The 19,613-nt window shown below is 64.9% G+C and carries 12 protein-coding genes; 6 read left to right on the forward strand and 6 right to left on the reverse strand.

Annotation, left to right across the window (positions count from 1 at the left end; translation table 11 throughout):
• Positions 1 to 24 precede the first annotated feature (24 nt).
• On the forward strand, positions 25 to 1,569 hold the full coding sequence (locus HY57_RS20165; RefSeq protein ID WP_050997907.1) for a tetratricopeptide repeat-containing sulfotransferase family protein: 1,545 nt from the start codon (positions 25 to 27) through the stop codon (positions 1,567 to 1,569).
• Positions 1,570 to 1,580: 11 nt separating this feature from the next.
• Here HY57_RS20165 and HY57_RS20170 read toward each other — a convergent pair whose 3' ends face one another.
• From HY57_RS20170 to HY57_RS20180, 3 genes are all read right to left on the reverse strand, one after another.
• The gene (locus HY57_RS20170) at positions 1,581 to 3,395 is read right to left on the reverse strand and encodes a tetratricopeptide repeat-containing sulfotransferase family protein (RefSeq protein WP_019465245.1); all 1,815 of its coding nucleotides are present in this window, start codon (positions 3,393 to 3,395) and stop codon (positions 1,581 to 1,583) included.
• Positions 3,396 to 3,469: 74 nt separating this feature from the next.
• On the reverse strand, positions 3,470 to 6,424 hold the full coding sequence (locus HY57_RS20175; protein WP_019465246.1) for a TonB-dependent receptor plug domain-containing protein: 2,955 nt from the start codon (positions 6,422 to 6,424) through the stop codon (positions 3,470 to 3,472).
• A 355-nt stretch (positions 6,425 to 6,779) separates the two neighbouring features.
• Positions 6,780 to 7,571: an AMP nucleosidase gene (locus HY57_RS20180; protein ID WP_019465247.1), complete on the reverse strand. Its 792-nt coding sequence runs from the start codon at positions 7,569 to 7,571 to the stop codon at positions 6,780 to 6,782.
• 180 nt (positions 7,572 to 7,751) lie between these two features.
• Between HY57_RS20180 and HY57_RS20185 the strand changes: the two genes are divergently transcribed.
• The 3 genes from HY57_RS20185 to HY57_RS20195 all read left to right on the forward strand — a co-directional run bounded on the left by HY57_RS20185 (position 7,752) and on the right by HY57_RS20195 (position 11,888).
• Entirely contained in the window at positions 7,752 to 10,166 is a 2,415-nt protein-coding gene (locus tag HY57_RS20185) for an acyl-CoA dehydrogenase (RefSeq protein WP_019465248.1), read from the forward strand.
• A gap of 118 nt (positions 10,167 to 10,284) precedes the next feature.
• Complete coding sequence (locus HY57_RS20190) at positions 10,285 to 11,229, forward strand: DegV family protein (RefSeq protein ID WP_026033921.1); 945 nt, start codon at positions 10,285 to 10,287, stop codon at positions 11,227 to 11,229.
• A 26-nt stretch (positions 11,230 to 11,255) separates the two neighbouring features.
• A complete protein-coding gene (locus HY57_RS20195) occupies positions 11,256 to 11,888 on the forward strand; it encodes a DUF4124 domain-containing protein (RefSeq protein ID WP_019465250.1) in 633 nt (210 codons plus the stop codon).
• 2,244 nt (positions 11,889 to 14,132) lie between these two features.
• Here HY57_RS20195 and HY57_RS20200 read toward each other — a convergent pair.
• A complete protein-coding gene (locus tag HY57_RS20200; RefSeq protein ID WP_019463818.1) occupies positions 14,133 to 14,915 on the reverse strand; it encodes an SDR family oxidoreductase in 783 nt (260 codons plus the stop codon).
• A 94-nt stretch (positions 14,916 to 15,009) separates the two neighbouring features.
• On the opposite strand from HY57_RS20200, the gene HY57_RS20205 reads away from it, so the two are divergent.
• Positions 15,010 to 15,228 (forward strand): hypothetical protein, encoded by a 219-nt coding sequence (locus HY57_RS20205; protein WP_019463819.1) that lies wholly within the window; start codon positions 15,010 to 15,012, stop codon positions 15,226 to 15,228.
• A 57-nt stretch (positions 15,229 to 15,285) separates the two neighbouring features.
• The gene (locus HY57_RS20210) at positions 15,286 to 16,107 is read left to right on the forward strand and encodes an ABC transporter ATP-binding protein (protein WP_019463820.1); all 822 of its coding nucleotides are present in this window, start codon (positions 15,286 to 15,288) and stop codon (positions 16,105 to 16,107) included.
• 65 nt (positions 16,108 to 16,172) lie between these two features.
• On the opposite strand, the gene sppA is transcribed toward HY57_RS20210, so the two are convergent.
• Positions 16,173 to 18,035, reverse strand: coding sequence for a signal peptide peptidase SppA (gene sppA, locus HY57_RS20215; RefSeq protein ID WP_019463821.1), 1,863 nt, complete (start codon positions 18,033 to 18,035; stop codon positions 16,173 to 16,175).
• 129 nt (positions 18,036 to 18,164) lie between these two features.
• Complete coding sequence (locus HY57_RS20220; RefSeq protein WP_019463822.1) at positions 18,165 to 19,532, reverse strand: MATE family efflux transporter; 1,368 nt, start codon at positions 19,530 to 19,532, stop codon at positions 18,165 to 18,167.
• Positions 19,533 to 19,613 lie beyond the last annotated feature (81 nt).

Below are 19,613 nucleotides of genomic sequence, written 5' to 3' on the forward strand. Positions count from 1 at the left end.
CTTGGCACAACGCCCCCGGGGAATGTGCCTGCCCTTCTGACTGCGCTAACCTCCTCGCCGCAGGCCGAATGGCTGGTGCAGGGACGCACCCTCGCCTTGCACGGCGATGTTGCCGGCGCGCTCGCCGTGTTCGAGGCAGCAGCGGTGCGGTTTCCCGATTCGGCCGACATCCTTCTCGGACTTGCGGGGCTGCTCTGGCAGACGGGACAGGTCAAGCGCGCAGAAGCCCTGCTGAGTGCCAGGCTGCAGACACACCCCGGGGATGACGGCACAGCCTTCCTGCTCGCTTCGCTGCTGCGCGAGCAGGGGCGTCTCGCGGCCGTCGGCAGCACGCTGCGCACGGTGTTCGAACATGCCATGCATGATGTCGACACGGTGATCCGCGCGGTGGAGATGCTTGACGACTATGGTCGCCAGGGTGATGCGCTCGCCATCTGCGAGAGGGCCATCGACGGTGGCGCGGATGATCCGCGCCTGCACGCTTATGCCGGCATGCTGGGCATCCAGCTGGGGCGCTTCGAGCAGACGCGCGCGCATTACATGCGCGCGCTGGCGCAGACACCGGATGCCGTGGACTGGAACATCCCCCTGGGACTGGCCGGGCTGCAGCGCTACGCCAGTGCAGGGCATCCCGATTTCGCTTTCTTCCATGCCACGCTGGAGCGCCAGGGCCTTCGCGACGACACACGGCGCGGCATCCTGTTCGCGCTGGGCAAGGCGCACGACGACCTGGGCGACTTCGCGACGGCGGCGGATTACCTGCGGCACGCCAATGCCATGGCCCACGCTGCCGCCAACTGGTCGCGCAAGCGGTGGAAGCGGAGCATCGAGGCACGCCTCGCCGCACCCGCGCATGCAGTGACGCTGCCGCATCCACAGGACTGGACGCCCGTCTTCATCGTCGGCGCCCCCCGCTCGGGCACCACGCTGCTGGCGCAACATCTGGCCCGCTATCCGGACGTGAAAAACCGTGGCGAGCTGGGCTGGCTGGAGTTCTGGGAGCAGCGGCTCTCGTCGGCCTCGCCATCGCGCCGGCAACGGGAGGAAGCCGCGGCCCAGTACGAGCGCCAGCTGCGGCAGGACGATGGCAGCGCGCGCTGGTACATCGACAAGCAACCGCTGAACCTGCTTCGCGTGGACCTGGCCATGGCCCTGTGGCCGAACGCACGGTTCATCCACTGCGAGCGCGATGCGCGCGACACGGCCTTGTCGCTATGGTCGCAATCGTTCCACGACCCGGCCCACGATTACGCCTACGACATGGGTGACATCGCCGCCGTCATCGGCGACTGCCGGCGCCTCGCGGCACACTGGCGCAAGCGCTACCCGGCATCGTTCCTGAGCATCTCCTACGAGCAGTTCGTCGGCGCCCCCGAGGAAACGCTGGATGCCATGGCGCAATGGCTGGGTATCACAGCGCCGCCAGCGCCCGCCCGACAGGCAGCGCAGGAAAGCATTGCCACCGCCAGCGCCTGGCAGGCGCGGCAGGCGGTATATACGAGCTCGGCGGGACGCTGGCAGAACTACGCCCCTTATCTTCCCGAGCTGCTTGCCCTGCCCCGCTCCTAAGCCACTGCGGTTCAGGAGCCTGCGTAGCCCCAGTGCCGCAACATCGGTTCGAGCACCGGCAGCACCGGTTCGAAGTACTCGCGATACCGCTGCCAGCGCCCCACGCCACGGCGGTTCACCGGCTCGATCACCTGCGAGTAACTGGGTGTGGCGATATACGCCTTGCCGCGCGCATGCCGGTCGAACTGCAGCATGGGCGCGACATCGTCGAGTTCGAGGAACGCGGCAATGCGCGACACCTGCGCGGGAAAATCATCGACCAGGTCTTCATAGCGCGACACCATCACGGACGGCTTGAAAACCTGCACATCGTCCAGCCAACGCTGCATGGTTTCCGCGTAGGCACGCGCCAGACGCTCCAGCGTGCTGCACGCCGCCGCGAGGGTGCTGGCACGGAAGTTCTGCATGTAGCAGCTGAGGATCACATCGCAGGGATGGCGCACGGCCAGGATGAACTTCGACTCGGGAAACAGCCTGACCATCATCGGCAGCCAGAGCATGTTCAACGGATTCTTGTCGACCAGCCGCAGATCCCAGTTCCGCTCGATGCGCTCGCCCACCATCGTGTTGTAGCGCTTGCGCAGCTCGTCGCAATCGAACTGCCGCAGGACGCTGAGGTCATCCAGGATGCGTCGGTCGTGCTGGCCCAGGATACCCGCCAGGCGATTGAAGAATGGGTTTTCGTCCATGGACTGCAGCGCGGGATGCGCATCCAGCATCTGCTCGAGCAGGGTCGTTCCCGAACGCGGGAAACCCACCACGAAGACCGGTGAATCACGCATCTCCGGCGCGATGTACTTCGGCCAGCGCGCGAACTGCTCCGCCGAGACGCGCGGCGCATCCATCGGCATGGCGGGCGCGCCGGGCGCGTAGAACTCCGGCGAGTCGTAACGGCGCTCGTCCGCTTCCCGCTCGTGCGCCACGCGCAGGGCATCCATCGCTTCGCTGGTGTCGCCCAGCTTGTCGTAGGCCGAGGCGAGCTGGAAATAGTGGTTGTAATCGGTGTCGGACTCCGGCCCCGCCTGCACCAGCAGGTCGCGCGCCGCCGCTGCATCCTTACCGCGCATGGCAAGCGTGGCTTCGACGTGGAGCCCTCGGATGCGCTGGAGTTCGGAGCTGCCGGAGCCGGCCTGCATCACCGGTGCGAGAACCGCATGAGCAGCATCCAGGCGATTGCGCCGTTCGTAGAGATGCGCCAGCTGCACGCGCGCCTCATGATGATCCGGGTGGCGTGCCAACAAGTCTTCAAGGAGTTCGGTGGCGCCCGGTATCTCGTTGTTCTGGGTCAGTACTTCGGCCAGTTCCAGTTGCAGCGCATCGTCGTTGACCGGCACGCTCAGGCGCCAGTGACGCAACAGGTCCGTGGCTCCCTCGTAATCCTGGCAACGACAGCAGGCGCGCGCCGCTTCCACGCGCGCGCGCAGGGATTCGGGTTGCTTCTCCACCGCGTCGAGCAACAGGTCGCGTGCCGCCAGATACTCGTGCATCTGAATCAGCGTCGCGCCAAGCTGGCTCCTGGCGGTGGCGTTTGCGGGATCAAGGTCGAGCGCTTTGGCATAGGCGTCCGCGGCAGCCTTCAGATCACCGGAACCCACCAGCGCCGTTGCGTAGTTGTTCCAGTATTCACTGCTGAGGGGTTGCACGCGGGTCAGCTCCGCATAGACCGGTGCGGCGTCCTGCGGGCGTCCCTGCATATGCAGGCTGATCGCCAGCAGAAGCAGAAGGTTTTCATCGCTGGGCGATGCATCGAGCGCGGTGCGGCTCAGTTGTTCCGCACGGCCGAGGTCGCCCGCCTGGATGGCGGCGACGATCTGTTGGGTTTGCACTGGGGACATACCGTCAGAAAAAAGGGCCGCGTGATGATCACGCGGCCCCAAGGTTAACGCCTTATACCTTCGACTTAGAACTTGACCGTCACGCGAGCCCAGTAGTAGCGGCCCATCAGGTCGAAGTCGCTCGGGTCGGTGTTGGCATTGAGTGTGTTGTTCGCATACAGCAGCGGCGGCTGCTTGTCGAAGATGTTGTTCACGCCGAAGTCCAGACGAGTGTTGATCATGGCCAGGTTGTAGCCGATCGACAGATCGTTGTAGACGGTCGAGCCGTACTTCAGGACCGTGCCCGAATTGCCATCCGGGTAGCTGTCCATCGACGAACCGGCCGGACCACCGTTCTGGAAGCGACCGATGTAGCGCATGCGCCACTCGGCACTCCAGCCACCGGCCTGCCAGTTCACGAAGCCCTGGGCGCGCCAGCGCGGGAACAAGCAGATACCGGAGTTATCCGGGCAGGCCGCCGAAGCGCCCGAACCGTACGGCAGGAAGTGACCAGCGTCATGATAGACGTCTGCGGCGTACACGCCCGGCGCCGTATCCTGGTTGTAGTACTTCAGGTAGGTTGCGTTGACACCGACGTTGAACTGGCCAATGTCCATCCCGCCGACGCTGAACTTCGGCAGCTTGTAGTTGGCGGACCAGTCGATACCGGCGGTGTTGAGCGAGCCCAGGTTCGCGAACGGCTCGATCGTGGTCGGCGAGATCTGGCCGGTGGCGTCACGCTGGATGAACGAGCAGTACTGCGTGGCACCGGCGGCGCAGACGTTCAGCAGGCTCTGCAGACCCACCGTGGTGATGGTGTCGTTGAGGTTCACGCGCCAGAAGTCGATCGTGGTCGAGAAGCCCGGCAGGTAGGACGGGCTGTAGACCGCGCCGAAGTCATACGACTTGCCGTGTTCCGGCTTGATCGGCACGTTCGCCACGCGAGCACCCTGGATGATCGTACCGGCCTGGGTACGGTCCACGATGTTGATGTTCTGGAACGAACCATCGGTCGGCACGTTCACGCAGGCCAGAGCCAGCGGCGAACCGGCCGGCGCACCCTTGTAACCGGTACACGGGTCGGTGTGGATCAGCGGAGCGTCGGAACCGGACGAGTACAGCTCGGTCAGCGACGGGGCACGGAAGACGTCTTCCATGGTGCCACGGATCAGCAGGTCGTCGAACGGCTTGTATTCCAGCGCGAACTTGAAGTTGTTCGTGCTGCCGAAGCCTTCGATGCGCGAGTAGCGGTCACCGATGGTCAGGTTCAGCGACTGCACGCCCGGCAGGCCGGCGAGGACGGGGATGAACGCTTCCGCGTACAGATCCTTGGTGGTGTAACCGCCCTGCACCGCGCTGATGCACTCGCTGCCCAGCTGGCAGCTACCCGTGGTCGGGTCGATCACCAGCTGCGGCGACGGGACGGAGTGCTCGTAGTCCTTGCGGTCTTCGAAGCCAACGGCCAGCTGCACGGCACCGGCCGGCAGGCTGAACAGCTCGCCACTCAGGCCCGCGTGCCAGGTCCTCTGGATGGTGTAGAGGTTCGACGGCGCGGCGGTGGAAGCAGCCTTCAGGGCCGCGACGCTGCCAGCGGAGTGGATGTCGAACGGGTTGAACTGGCAGGCCACCGGATCGACGCCAGCCGGGCATGTTGCCGTGCCGTTGGCGTTGAGCGTGGACGAACCGGTGTACAGCTTGTTCTGGTCGGCCAGACCGGTGGTCGTGATGGTCTGGCTCTCGTGGCCGTAGTTGAAGCCGACGTCCCAGTTCCAGTTCTTGTCGAAGACCGTGAAGTCACCCTTGAAGCCGGTGTTGATCTGGGTGCTGTAACGGCCCGAGAAGGTGTCACGGAAGCCAGCGGTCACCAGGCGCGAACCGAACTTGCGATCGGTCGGGACCTGCGGGGTCTGGAAGGTGGCGCCAAACGGGTTGAACGCGTTGTCGCTGGCCACCACGACGCCGGTACCGGTGCCGTAGACCGCCGGAGCGAGCTGGAAGTTGGACGAGGTCTTCTCGTACACCGCTTCCATGTAGGCCGTGACGTGATCGCCCAGGTGGTAGTCACCGTTGACGAAGCCGCCGGTGCGTTCCTGCGGGGTCATGATCAGGTTGACCGACGCGTAGTTGTACTTGTCGGCGTTGCCGTAGCAGTGGTAGTTCGCCGGCGAGACGACCTGGCTGTTGCCACCCGGGTTGAGGGTCACATAGCCCGAGGGGCCGCAACCGCCGGGGAACAGGCTGCGCATGGCGGACGGCAGCTGGATGTGGCCGTACGGCGTGCTGGACGAACCGCCCACCGAGACCGAGGTGCCGGACAAGCTCAGCGCGTTCTTCGAGAAGTCGCGATGCGACGACAGAACGCCGTCCTGCTTGTTGTAGTTGATGCCGGCCATGATGCTGCCCTTGTCGGACGTCTGGCCGAAGGTGAACGTATAGCCGCTCTGGTCACCGTCGTTGCGGTCGGACGTGCCGACGTTGGCGGTGAAGGTCGCACCCTGGTAGTTCTTGCGCAGGATGAAGTTCACGACGCCGCCGATGGCGTCCGAACCGTAGGTGGCCGACGCACCGGTCGGCAGCACTTCGATGCGCTCGATGGCATCAGCCGGGATCGCGTTCGGATCCTTGCTGAGCAGGCGCTGGCCGTCGATCAGGATCAACGTACGGCGGGAACCCAGACCGCGCAGGTTGATGGAGGAGTTACCGCTACCGCCACCGTTGTTGGTCTGCGGGTTGACGTTGCCACCGGTCATCGCCGGCAGCTGCTGGACGAGGTCGCCGAGGGTCTGCTTGCCGGTCGCCTGGATGGCGGCGCGGTCAATGGTCACGACCGGGCTGGCCGTCTCGACGTCCACGCGGCGAATCAGCGAACCGGTCACGGTCACGGTCTCGAGCGTTTTGCTCTTAGCCTGATCCGGCGGCGGCGTGGTATTGGACTGCGCGTCCTGCGCGAAAGCTGCAGTGCCGTAGGCGCTCGCTGCGAGCATACCCAGCGACAGTGCCAGGCGCACCGACGTGCACAGTTTATTTTCCCCGAACTTCATGAGAACACCCTCCCGTTATTTATATTGACTGGGTTTGAAAGATTTCCCCGCCTCAAACCCGCGCCCTAGTGACCCAAACTTCGTAGGTGCAGACCCCCTCGGTGGGCGGCCCACAGCGCTGGGCATTTATCACGCTTTACTTACAGATAGTCAATAAAATCTATACGGCAAGAATTTGCCTTGTCGCGACAGTTATCGCATTAATTTGCGAATTTGCCTGGTCGGAATAAGAGCCCCTCTGATGCGCCCGCGTCCGCTGCGGTGCATCGACGATCGTTGCAATGCGGTGAAACCATAGTGAAAACGGCCTGATGCGGCTTTTCATGCCACACCAGGCCGCTGATTTCCGTGGAAATCAATCAGAGCTTCCGTCGTCCTCGAAACGCAGGTGCTTGACGCTGCGCCCCTTGCGCCGCACCAATTTGAGGGCTTCGATACCAATGCGTATGTGGCGTTCAACAAATTGCGCGGTCACGGTGCGGTCGCTTAATTCCGTCTTAACGCCCTCCGGAATCATCGGCTGATCGGACACCAGCAACAGCGCTCCACACGGAATTTTGTTAGCAAAGCCTGCCGCGAAGATGGTCGCGGTCTCCATGTCGATCGCCATGCAGCGGGTGCGCCGCAGGTATTCCTTGAACGTTTCGTCGTGCTCCCAGACGCGGCGGTTGGTGGTGTAAACCGTACCGGTCCAGTAGTCGTAGCCCAGGTCGCGGATCATGGTGGACACACCGCGCTGCAACTGGAAGGCCGGCAGCGCGGGCACCTCCGGCGGCAGATAGTCGTTGGACGTGCCCTCGCCGCGGATGGCCGCGATGGGCAGGACCAGGTCGCCGATGGCGTTTTTCTTCTTCAGGCCGCCGCACTTGCCCAGGAACAGGGCTGCCTTGGGGTGGATGGCGCTGAGCAGATCCATCACGGTGGCCGCGTTGGGGCTGCCCATGCCGAAATTGATGAGGGTGATGCCATCGGCGGTGGCGTTGGGCATCGGGCGGTCGCGCCCCTGCACTTCCACGCCATGCCATTCGGCAAAGAGTTCCACGTAGTGCCCGAAATTGGTCAGCAGAATGTGCTGGCCGAACTGCTCCACAGGCGTGCCGGTATAGCGCGGCAGCCAGTTGGAGACGATCTCCTGCTTGTCCTTCATTGAGACCCCATAAGGTCGGCGCAACAGGGCTTCCGTTGCGCATTACCGGCGACGCCACGCCGGCACGATGCCAGATCAGTCGGGGCATCTTAGCGTGTGACGGGCCCGGGCTCGACGGTTCGTTGTCATTTTCTTGAACCACGCCCTCCCACGATGGGTTCTCCGCCCAAGGAGTACGCCATGCTGCTGACCGGATGGATCGTCGCCCTGACCGTCTTCCTCGGTTTCGCCTTCGCGGGACGCGGCTGGCTGGCGTGGGTACTGGGGCTGGCCGTGCTGTTCCTCACCTGGATGACGTGCGGCGTCGACTCGCCACTCCTTTTATATGGACTGCTATTTGCGAGCGCATTGGTTGCACTGGCAACTGGTTTCGTCCCCCTGCGCCGGGCCCTGTTCGCCCGATCCCTGTTGCCGGTGCTGTCCCGGGTCATGCCGCGGCTCGGCGAAACCGAACGCATCGCGCTCGAGGCAGGCACGGTGTGGTGGGATGCGCAGATCTTTTCCGGCACCCCCGACTGGGAGTCGCTGCTCCGCTTTGAATGCAAACCGCTGAGCGCACGCGAACAGGCCTTCATGGACGGCCCGGTTACCCGGTTGTGCGCCATGCTCGACGACTGGCAGATACAGCAGCAGCGCGACCTGCCGCCGGAGGTATGGGACTTCATCAAGCGCGAGCGTTTCTTCGGCATGGTGCTGCCAGAAACCTACGGCGGCTTGGGCATGTCCGAGATCGGCCACTCGCGCGTGGTCACGCGCATCGCCACCCGCTCGGTGGCCGCGGCCGTTACCGTGATGGTGCCCAACTCGCTGGGCCCGGGCGAACTGCTGCTGCATTACGGCACCGAGGAGCAGAAGCGCCACTACCTGCCCCGCCTGGCCGACGGTCGCGAGATCCCCTGCTTCGCGCTCACCGGGCCGGAGGCCGGTTCCGATGCCGCGGCCACGCAATCGGAAGGCATCGTCGAATGGGGCCGATGGCAGGGCGAGGACGTGATCGGCCTGCGCCTGAACTGGAACAAGCGCTACATCACGCTCGCCCCAGTCGCCACCTTGATCGGCCTGGCCTTCCGCCTGAAGGATCCCAACGGCCTGCTCGGCGGCCCGATCGACCGCGGCATCACCTGCGCGCTGATTGCCCGCGACCTCCCCGGCGTCGTCATCGGCAAGCACCACGACCCCATGGGCGTGCCGTTCGCCAACGGCCCCATCGAGGGACACGATGTATTCGTACCCCTCGACGCCATCATTGGCGGCCTGGCCGAAGCGGGGCATGGCTGGCGCATGTTGATGGAAAGCCTTGCGGCGGGACGCTCCATCTCGTTGCCCGCGCTCGCCGTGGGTGCCGCGCAGATGGCCACGCGCATCTGCGGTGCCTACGCCACGGTGCGCGAACAGTTCGATACGCCCATCGGCCGTTTCGAAGGTATCGAGGAACCGCTGGCGCGCATCGCCGGCCTGACCTACCTGATGACCGCGACGCGCACGCTCACCTGCGGCGCGCTCGACGCGGGCGAGAAGCCGGCCGTGCTCGGTTCGATCGCCAAGGCCTACCTTACCGACGCCATGCGCGAAGTGGTCAGCGACGCCATGGATATCCGTGCCGGCGCCGCCATCCAGCGCGGGCCGCGCAACGCGCTGTCGCATATGTGGGTCTCGGTGCCCATCGGCATCACGGTGGAGGGCGCGAACATCCTCACGCGCTCGATGATCATCTATGGCCAGGGCGCCATCCGCTGCCACCCGTGGGTGGAGAAACTGATCGACGCCATCGCACTGAAAGACCGGGACGCCCTCGACACCTGCACCTTCGGCTATATCAACTTCGTGTTCACCCGCGGCATGCGCGCGCTGCTGCTGGCACTCACCGGCTCGCGTCTGGCCAGGGCGCCCGACAGCGAGCTGGCGCGGTATTACCAACACCTGACGCGTTTTGCTTCCGCCTTCGCCTTCATTTCCGACACCTGCATGGCCACGCTGGGCGGCTCGCTGAAGCGCCGCGAGAAGATCTCCGGCCGCCTCGCTGACGCACTGGCCTGGCAGTACCTCGCCGCGGCAACGCTCAAGCGCTATCACGACGAACCCAAGCTCGCCTCCAACTTCGACCTCGCCCGCTGGGGCGTGGCATTGGCGCTGTATCGCACGCAGGAAGCGTTGCGCGGCGTACTGGACAACCTGCCGTCGGGCCTTGCCGCCGGCCTGGCACGATGGCTGGTGTTTCCGCTGGGTGCCCGCTTCCGTCCGCCATCGGACCGGTTGGGGCAACGCGCCGCGCGGGCCATCCTGGAAGATCGCGAAGCCCGCATCCATCTCACCGAAGACATCCACGTCCCCGGCCCGCAAGAGCCCGGGTTGGGCCAGCTGGAGGCCGCGCTGGACAAGGCCGTGCGTGCGCTGCCGGTGGAAACGAAACTGCGCGACGCCATCCGCGCCGGCCAACTGGATCGCGCCCTGGGTGACGAACTGAGCCGGCATGCCCTGGCCGCAGGCATCATCACGCAGGACGAGTACGACGCGCTCAGTGAGGCCGACGAGGCGCGCAACGCGGTCGTGCAGGTGGACACTTTCGACCCCGACGCCTACCTCGCGCTGCGCTGACCCGCCGGCCTCGCCCCGTGGTGCGAAAAGCCCGGGGCAACATGACCCAACAGTCGGGGTCCGCACATGCGGGGGTGCGTGTTATGTTGCCCATGCTTGTCACTGGGGAGTCACAAACATGCGGATGGGTCTAGCCATCGATGCGGCCTGCGATCTGCCGCAGGCATTCCTGCAAGAACACAACATCGCGGTGATGCCCATCACCATCCAGGTCGATGATGAAGTGTTCATGGACAACCGCAACCAGGTCGAGCTGCACCGCTTCCTGGACCGCAAGCTCGGCAGCCGCAGCCATTCGGCGGAGACCATCCCCTGTTCCGTCGAGGACGTGCAGCAGCTGTTCCTCGGAAAGCTGGTGCTGGAGCACGACTGCGTGTTCTGCCTCACCATCACCGCCACACGCAGCGCGATCAACGAGCATGTGAACAAGGCCAGCTTCGCCGTGCTCAAGCACTACCGCGAAGCACGCGAAAAGCACAACCTGAGCGGCCCGTTCCTGATGCGCGTGATCGACACGCGCACCCTGTTCGCCGGCTCTGGACCGGCCGTCGTCGAAGCCGCACGCCTGATCGCTGCGGGCGAGCAGCCGGCCGCCATCCGCGAACGCCTTTCCTATATCGCCAACAACTCCTACGGCTACATGCTGCCGCGCGACCTGTACTACCTGCGCGCCCGCGCCAAGAAAAAAGGTGATCGCAGCGTGGGCCTGGTCAGCGCGATGCTCGGTTCGGCGCTGGACATCAAGCCTCTGTTGCGCGGCTATCGCGGTGAAACCGGGCCGGTCGGCAAGGTGCGCGGTTTCGAACACGGCGCGGAGACGCTGTTCAACTACACGGCACAGCGCGTCCGCGCCGGCCTGCTGGTGCCGGCGGTCTGCGTGAGCTACGGCGGCGACCTCGCCGACCTGCCCCAACTGCCCGGCTACGACCGCCTGCGCGCCGCCTGCGAGGAGTGCGGCGTAGAGCTGCTGGAAGCGCCGATGAGCATCACCGGCATGGTCAACGTGGGCGAGGGCGCGGTGACGCTCGGCTTTGCCGCCGAGGAGCACGTGGCCGAGTTCTGAGAGCAGGAGCCATCAGGAGGGTTCGCATGATCCGCCTGTCTTTGCTTGTCGCGCTCGCCCTGCTGGGCTCGCCCGCCGTGGCAGGCACGGCCTACCAGTGCACGGATGCGAGCGGCAAGGTGTCCTTCCAGGACAAACCCTGCGGAGGAGCCCAGCGTCAGCAGATGCTGCACCTGGATGATACCCAGCCCATCGCGACACCTCCGCCAGACACCTCGAACAGCCCCGTATTCGAAACCGCCGCGCCACCGGCTCCGGCTCCCCAGCCATCCGCCCCACTGCCTGTGATGTACGCCTGCGTGCGCGCCACCGATGGCAAGACCTACACCAGCGACAACGGCGAACCCCAGCCCTACCAGGTTCCCTACGGCATCCTTGGCGCCACGCAGCTGCCGCTCTCACAGGTGTACGGAGGCCCCGGCGCCGCGGGCGCCTCGGCGCCCGAGCTCAATCGCGGACGCATAACACCCGGCCTCGTCGCCAACCACTATGTATGGGTGCAGGATCAATGCCGCGAACTGACGCGTGCCGAAACCTGCCGCGCGCTGCGCGACGCCTTCGACGACAACGAGGAAAAACTGCGCCGCGCCTTCAAGAGTGACCAGCCTCCCCTGGAGCAGCGCGAGCAGACCTTGCGCGCACAACTGCGCAACTGTTGAGAGCGGGCTGCTCAAATCTTGCGCAATGTCATGCAAGTGCGCGCTACGCAAGGCGCATCGCCGGTTGTCCACAGGCTTGCCACCAGGGTTTCCCCAGTCGCTGTGGACAACACCTCGCGCTGTCCGCGCGAGGTGTTGTCGAAAGTCTGCGCACGATGATGAAACTCTCGTACTGGCATGCACTTGCGCGATCTGTCCACAGGCTTGCCCCACGGCATTCCACATGTGCTGTGGAAAACACCTTGCGTCGTCCGCATGAGGTGCTGTCGAAAGTCTGCGCACGATGATGAAACTCTCGTACTGGCGCGCACTTGCGCGATCTGTCCACAGGCTTGCCCCATGGCATTCCACATGTGCTGTGGAAAACACCTCGCGCTGTCCGCGTGAGGTGTTGTCGAAAGTCTGCGCACGATGGTGAAACTCTCGTACTGACGCGCACTTGCGCGATCTGTCCACAGGCTTGCCCCATGGCATTCCACATGTGCTGTGGAAAACACCTTGCGCTGTCCGCGTGAGGTGTTGTCGAAAGTCTGCGCACGATGATGAAACTCTCGTACTGGCGTGCACTTGCGCGATCTGTCCACAGGCTTGCCCCATGGCATTCCACATGTGCTGTGGAAAACACCTTGCGTCATCCGCGCGAGGTGTTGTCGAAAATCTGCGCACGATGGTGAAACTCTCGTACTGACGCGAACTTGCGCGATCTGTCCACAGGCTTGCCCCATGGCATTCCACATGTGCTGTGGAAAACGCGGCAAGGGTGCCGAGACATTGCGCATGATGATGAAAGGTTTGTAGTGGCGGGGACTTGCGTGGTCTATCCACAGGGTTGTCACGGTGGAATCCACATGTGCTGTGGAAAACGTGGATGTCGCGGGCTTTGTATCGAGTGATGCAGTGGCCGCTTTGGCGTGATGTGGCTCGCTTGCTTTTGCTCCTCCGACGCTTTCAGCCGTGCACGGCAAAAGAGGTGATGGGGAGCAAGGAGAGGGTTGGTGTGAGTGGAGCAGACTGGCCTCATTGCTTCGTTCTTTAGCCGTCATCCCGGCGTACCCCGAAAAGGGGGCAAGGGCCGGAAGCGCCTTTCAACAGCCGCATGGCTGGTCATCCAATTTCTGTCGTGGTCGGTCGTCGCCTCGGACGATTCCGCGACCTGGCTCGCCTGCCGCGGGCTTCCGACCTCCTGCCGGAGGCCGGGTCACTTTTCTTTGCTTGCCCAAAGAAAAGTAACCAAAAGAAAGGCCCCCCCCGGATGACGCGCCTTCCGGGCGTTGCCCGGAAGGTTCGCGGTCGGGTTCCGGGCTTTTCGACGGGGCATCCTGCCCCGACGAAAAGTGCCAGGGATCCATCCCTGGCACCCCTGCGGGGCCTAATCTCCACCGGCCCGCCGCGTCATGCGGGGACCCGGTAGGTCAAAAGCCAAAAGCCAAAGGCAAAAGCCAAAGCTAAAAGCTAAAAGCTAAAAGCTAAAAGCCGAAGCAAGAAGCCGAGCCGTTGGCGAAGCTTCCAAAGAGGCGAGTCCCTTGTGGGAGCGCACCCTGTGCGCGACAGCGGCGTCTCGTAGTCGCCGCTCCGTTAGGTTGTCGCGCACAGGGTGCGCTCCCACAGAAAAGAGAAAAGCGGGCGATCGTACGGGTTCCATCAACGCCGAAGCGAAGCAGGGCGCCGCTTTAAGTCCTCATCGCCAAGGCGCGTTGCGAAGCGCTTGGAAGTATCCGCTGTGTAGAGGCGAAGGTCGCCAAGCAACGACCTGTCTCACGCGTTCGGGCTTATCCCATCGACATGCTGCCAGCTCTTCAGGCCATTTTCTTTGGGTTACTTTTCTTTTGGGCCAGCAAAAGAAAAGTGACTCGGCCTTCGGCAGAAGGTCGAAACGCCCGCTGCGTAAGCGGCCAGGTCGCGGAATCACGGCAACCGGAGGCCAAGAGCAAAGTCACTGGATGACCAGCCATACGGCTGTTGAAAAGCGCCTCCAGCCCTTGCCCCCTTTTCGGGGTACGCCGGGATGACGGCTAAAGAATGAAACGCCGAGGGGGCACTCCGGCCTTTGCTCTTTTGCTAGATGCGCCGGGACGACGGGTAGGAGGAAGGAGGCGAGATTGGCCCCACACCTCAACTTCCCCATGCCACTCCAAGCGACGGCTATCCAGATCCGCCACCCGCACGCCCCGCGGGAAAAACGACGCCAAACGCGCAAACCCAAAACCACTCCCACCCACACCAGCAACGCGCATCACGCACCACTCAAAACCCGTAATTCAAAAACCCGCCATCCACCGCCAACACCTGCCCCGTCACATAACTCGCCGCCGGCAGGCAGAGAAACGCAATCGCCGCCGCCACCTCCTCCGGCTCGCCAATCCGCCGCAACGGCGTGCGGTCGAGCACCTCATCCAGGTACTCATCGTTGGCCAACGCCGGTTCCGAGCGTTGCGTGCGGATATACCAGGGCGCCACCGCATTGACGCGGATGCCATCCGCCGCCCATTCCACGGCAAGATTGCGCGTAAGCTGATGCAAAGCGGCCTTGGTCATGCCATAGGGCGACCCCGTGCGCACATGCGTCACGCCCGATACCGAACCCACGTTCACGATGGCCGCGTTGGCGTGCTGCACGAGTTGCGGGTGCGCCAGGCGGCACATCTCGAAAGCCGAAAACAGGTTCTGCTCGAAAATCGCGCGGTATTCCTCCTCGCGATACGCCAGCGTCGGCGCCGGACGGTTGCCGCCAGCGTTGTTCACCAACAGCGAAAGCGGTGCACCGAGATCGGCCACCCAGTCGAACACGGCAAGGCGATCTTCCTGTTCACCCAGGTCCGCATCGAAGGCGAGCACTTCGATGCCGGGGAAGTCATCCAGCAACTCCACGCGCACCTGCTCCAGGTAATCGCCGTCGCGGGCCACCAGGAGCAGGTTGGCGCCGAGCCCGGCCAGTTCGCGGGCGGTGGCGTAGCCGATGCCCTTGCTGGCACCGGTGATCAAGGCGGTGTGTCCCTGCAACTGCCAGGCGTCGATGCGTGCGTTCATGCGTTGAGCTTAGAACCTGTCCACGTTCCACGCCAAGCGCCACCGGCTACCATGCGCGAAGTAGCATGGCTTCCATCCACCGGCGAGGTCCACCATGAAACGGCTTGTTCCCCTGCTTTGCCTGCTCACCCTGACGGCCTGCTCCGGCAAGCCCCCTGCCCCCGAGTCCACGCCGGCCGCTGCCAGCACCTCGCGCGTCGCCACGCCGTGGGACAGCATGGAAAAGGACAAGCAGCGCGCCGCTGATGTGCAGAAGGCAAGCGAAGAACAGGCCAAGAAGCAGCAACAGCAGCTCGAGGCGACGCAGCAGTAAATCGCCCGGCGCCGCGGGACTTGGCAAATGGACGTCCGGACGTGCATCTTGTCCGGCATGAACGTCCATCAAGATGCACTCGCCAGCGCCCCGCTGCTGGACATCGACGATGCCAGCGTCATGCGGGGCGACCGCCTGATCCTCGATCGTTTCAGCCTGCGCATCGATGCCGGCCAGCACACCGCCATCCTCGGGGCCAATGGCGCGGGCAAATCCACGCTGGTGCGCCTGATCACGCGTGAGCATTATCCGCTCGCACCGGGGCATGGCCGCACCGCGATGCGCGTGTTCGGGCGCGATCGCTGGCATGTCTCCGATCTGCGCGGGTTATTGGGCATCGTGTCGCCCTCGCTGCAGCACGACTGCACCAGCGATGCGACGCTGGAGGTTGCCGAAGCTGTGTTGTCGAGTTTCTTTGCCGCGCAGCGGTTGGGTCTGGATCATCGTGTGACGCCAGCCATGCGCGAGCGCGCGGCCGAAGCGCTCGAACAGGCCGGTGCCACGCACCTGCTCGGACGCAGCATGGCCAGCCTTTCCACCGGCGAGGCGAGGCGCGTGCTCATTGCACGCGCCCTGGTACACCGGCCGCGTGCGTTGCTGCTCGACGAGCCTTGCGCCGGGCTGGACATGGCCAGCCGTCGCCGCTTCCTGGAAAACCTGCGCGGCCTTGCGCGACACGGCACCACCTTGCTGCTGGTGACGCATCACGTGGAGGAGATTCTTCCCGAGATCCAGCAGGTTGTGCTGTTGCGTGATGGACGCCTGCTGCGGCAAGGCGCCAAGCCCGATGTGCTGACCGGCCCCCTGCTCTCCGCGACCTTCGGCATGCCCGTGTGCGTGGAGCGCCACGGTGATTATTTCAGCGCGGCCATCGCATAGGCCATCGTGAAAAACAAAGGCCCCGGCGGAAACCAGGGCCTTTGTTCATCCGTTGCGCGAAGGGTTCAGCGCGGCGAACAGAAGCAGTACGCGTAGACGTTCGGCCGTCCGGCCTGCGCGGTGCGCAGCAGCTTCAGCTCCGGCGCCATCGTGTCGATGTGCGCGACCCACGAGGGCAAGTGCACGCCATACGACTCGGCCACTTGCACCATGGCGTTCTCGTTGAGGCTGATCAGGAACTGCTCGAATCCGCCCATCGGCTCTTCCACGTACCGCACCGGCGCGTCCTTGCCCAGCTTCGCGCGCTGGGCGGCGTCGGCCACGGCTTCACCGAGGCCACCGAGCTGGTCGACCAGACCGCGTTCATGCGCCTGCGACCCGGTCCACACACGGCCCTGCGCAATGGTGTCGATGGCGTCGTACGGCTTGCCGCGTGCCTTGGCCACCTGGCCGACGAAATCGCGATAACCCTTTTCGATGGTCGCCTGGATGACGGTGCCCACCTTGGGATCGAGCGGACGGGTGATGTCGAACGCGCCAGCCAGCGGGCTGGTGCCGACGCCGTCGCTCTTCACGCCCAGCTTGTCCAGCGTGCCCGGCACGGTCATCACCATGCCGAAGATGCCGATGGAGCCGGTGATGGTGTTGGGCTCGGCGTAGATGCGGTCGGCATTCATCGAGATCCAGTAGCCGCCGCTGGCCGCGACGTTGCCCATCGATACCACGACCGGAATGCCCGCCTCGCGCGTCAACGCCACTTCGCGACGGATCTGCTCGGCGGCATAGACTTCGCCACCCGGCGAGTTCACGCGCAGCACCAGCGCCTTGGTGCGCTTGTCTTCGCGCGCCGCACGAATCAGCGCCGCGGTGGAATCGCCGCCCACCGAACCCTGCGGCTGCTTGCCGCCGGTGATCTCGCCTTCGGCCACCACCACGGATACGCCCGGCGAGGTCGACACATCCTCGCTCAACGTACCGGCATAGCGCTGGAGCGACACCTGGCGGAAGCCCTCGCCCTTCTTGCCGGCGGGCACGCCTTCCTTGCGCATCATGGCGTCCAGTTCGGCCGGCGTGGCGACGCCGTCCACCAGATGCTGTTCCAGCGAAAGCTGGCCGAGGTCACCCTTGGCGGTGGCGATCTTCTCCGGCAGCGTGTCGATGTCCGAACGCAGCGTGGCGGGATCGAGCTTGCGCAGCTTGGCCACTTCGTTGATGTAGCTGTCCCACAGGCCACCCATCCAGAAACTGTCGGCTTCCTTCGCCTCGGGCGAGGCGTGGTCGAGGATGTATGGCTCGGCGGCGCTCTTGAACTGCCCGACGCGGAACAGGTGGACGTCCACGCCCAGCTTGTCGAGCAGATCCTTGTAGAACAGGCGGTAGTTGGCCAGGCCGGTGATCATCACGCCGCCCTGCGGATCGACCAGCACGCGATCCGCATGCGCGGCGAGGTAGTACTGGCCCTGGTCCAGGCTTGGCGCCCACACGACAACCGGCTTGCCGGCGGCGCGGAAACGATCGAGCGCCGCGCCCACTTCGCGCAGCGCGGCGAAGCCGCCGCCCTGCAGTTCGCCGGGTTCGAGCAGGATGCGGGTGATGCGCGCGTCCTTGGCGGCCGCGTCGATGGCGCCGACCAGGTCGCGCAGCTGGATCTGCTTGGGCGGGTTGCCCGACAGGCTGGCCAGCGCGCGCTGCATCGGATCGATGCTGTACTGCTCGACCAGGTCGCCCTTGGGCTTGATGACCAGCACGCTGTCGCTCTGGATGGCGTGGTCGGCGCGGGTGCCGGCAAAGCCGACAATCAGCACCAGCAGGAACACGAACAGGAAGGCGAAGAAGATCAGGTTGAGGATGGTCAGCCTGACGATGTTGATGCCGCGCCCGAGGACGCAGAGAAAGGCCCAAAAACCGTTGGAACGGGGCTCCGCCATTGCTTGGTTCCTCAAGAGGTCGGCGACAGCGTAGCTGTTCGCGGGACGAAGGTCATGTAGGGCAAGCGGCACATGGCGCCGCCCGCCGCCCAACGCCCTGCAGGGGTCGGGCGCGGGGTACCCGGCAGCTCAACCGGGACGCTGCCAGCGTTCCCGGAAGGCGTTGCGACAAAAGCGCGTGAACAACAGGATGGCCGCCATGGTCAGGCCGGCGATCAGGCCGATCCACATGCCGCGCGCGCCCATGTCGTGCCGGAACGCCAGCCACCAGCCCACCGGCATGCCCACGCCCCAATAGGCGAACAGGGTGATCACCATCGGCACGCGGGTGTCCTTGAGGCCGCGCAGCGCACCGTTGGAGGTCACCTGGATACCGTCGGAGAACTGGAACAGCCCCGCCAGCACCATCAGCTGCGCGGCCAGCGCGATCACCCCGGCATCGTGCGTGTAGGCACGCGCCAGCACATGCGGCAGGGTCAACATCACCGTCGATGAGACCGCCTGGATGCACAAGGCCAGCCCGACGCCGCACAGGCCGGCGTAACGCACGCCCCGCCCGTCGCCACGGCCGACCGCGTTGCCGACGCGCACGGTGATCGCCATCGACAGGCCCAGCGGAATCATGAAGGCGATGGTCGCCACGCTCAGCGCCACCTGGTGGCTCGCCACCACCGTTTCGCCCAGCGTCGCGATGGCCAGCGCCACGGCCACGAACAGCCCGCCTTCGGCCAGCAACGTGATCGACATCGGGCCGCCGACCTTCAGCAGCTCGAAGATCATCCGGGGCTGGGGCCAGGCCAGCCCGCCGCGCAGGTTCGCCTCGCTGTAGGCCGGGTGTTTGATCACGAACCACAGGAAGGCCAGCATCTCCAGCCACAGCACCGTGGCGGTGGCGATGCCACTGCCCAGCGAGCCCAGCGCCGGCAGACCGAACTTGCCGTACATCAGCACATAGCCCAGCGGTGCCAGCACCAGCAGGCCGCCAAAACCGAAATACATCGACGGGCGCGTCAGCGACAGGCCTTCGGACAGGCCACGGATGGCGAAGTAGCTGGTCATCGCCGGCGCCGCCCAGCTGATGGCGTGCAGGAAGTGCATGACGTCGGTGCGCAAGGTCGGCACCACGCCGATCCAGTCGAGCAATGGCGTCGCGTGGCGCACCAGGAACCACAGCACGATGCCCATGCCCCAGGCCAGCCACAGTGCCTGCACGAACACCGCACCCACTTCATGGCGACGGCCAGCGCCATCGAGCTGCGCCACCGACGGCGGCACCGCCATCATCATGCCCAGGCCGCAGACCAGCGCGAGTGCCCAGATGCTCACCGCCGTGGTGACGGCGGCCTGCACGTGCGCGCTCAGATGCCCCGCAAGCACGGCATCGACGAAGTTGGGACCCACCGCGGCAAGCTGCGCGGCGATCAGGGGAAGGGCAAGGCGCACCGTGGCGCCGACCTCGTGCGCCACCCTGGCGCGATCGGGGCGGAAAGACAGCATATGGGGACTCCTGGACGGACAGTCTAACCCACTCCTGTCGCCAGCCTTGCCTGCACGCATGGCAGACAAAAGACCACGGCA

This window comes from Dyella japonica A8 (genome assembly GCF_000725385.1).
GTDB lineage: Bacteria > Pseudomonadota > Gammaproteobacteria > Xanthomonadales > Rhodanobacteraceae > Dyella > Dyella japonica_C.

Bases quoted from the DNA above. Each gene is read 5' to 3' on its own strand.
- HY57_RS20175 (WP_019465246.1), bottom strand. From the start codon at position 6,424: ATGAAGTTCGGGGAAAATAAACTGTGCACGTCGGTGCGCCTGGCACTG.
- HY57_RS20180 (WP_019465247.1), bottom strand. From the start codon at position 7,571: ATGAAGGACAAGCAGGAGATCGTCTCCAACTGGCTGCCGCGCTATACC.
- HY57_RS20185 (WP_019465248.1), top strand. From the start codon at position 7,752: ATGCTGCTGACCGGATGGATCGTCGCCCTGACCGTCTTCCTCGGTTTC.
- HY57_RS20190 (WP_026033921.1), top strand. From the start codon at position 10,285: ATGCGGATGGGTCTAGCCATCGATGCGGCCTGCGATCTGCCGCAGGCA.
- HY57_RS20195 (WP_019465250.1), top strand. From the start codon at position 11,256: ATGATCCGCCTGTCTTTGCTTGTCGCGCTCGCCCTGCTGGGCTCGCCC.
- HY57_RS20200 (WP_019463818.1), bottom strand. From the start codon at position 14,915: ATGAACGCACGCATCGACGCCTGGCAGTTGCAGGGACACACCGCCTTG.
- HY57_RS20205 (WP_019463819.1), top strand. From the start codon at position 15,010: ATGAAACGGCTTGTTCCCCTGCTTTGCCTGCTCACCCTGACGGCCTGC.
- HY57_RS20210 (WP_019463820.1), top strand. From the start codon at position 15,286: ATGAACGTCCATCAAGATGCACTCGCCAGCGCCCCGCTGCTGGACATC.
- sppA (WP_019463821.1), bottom strand. From the start codon at position 18,035: ATGGCGGAGCCCCGTTCCAACGGTTTTTGGGCCTTTCTCTGCGTCCTC.
- HY57_RS20220 (WP_019463822.1), bottom strand. From the start codon at position 19,532: ATGCTGTCTTTCCGCCCCGATCGCGCCAGGGTGGCGCACGAGGTCGGC.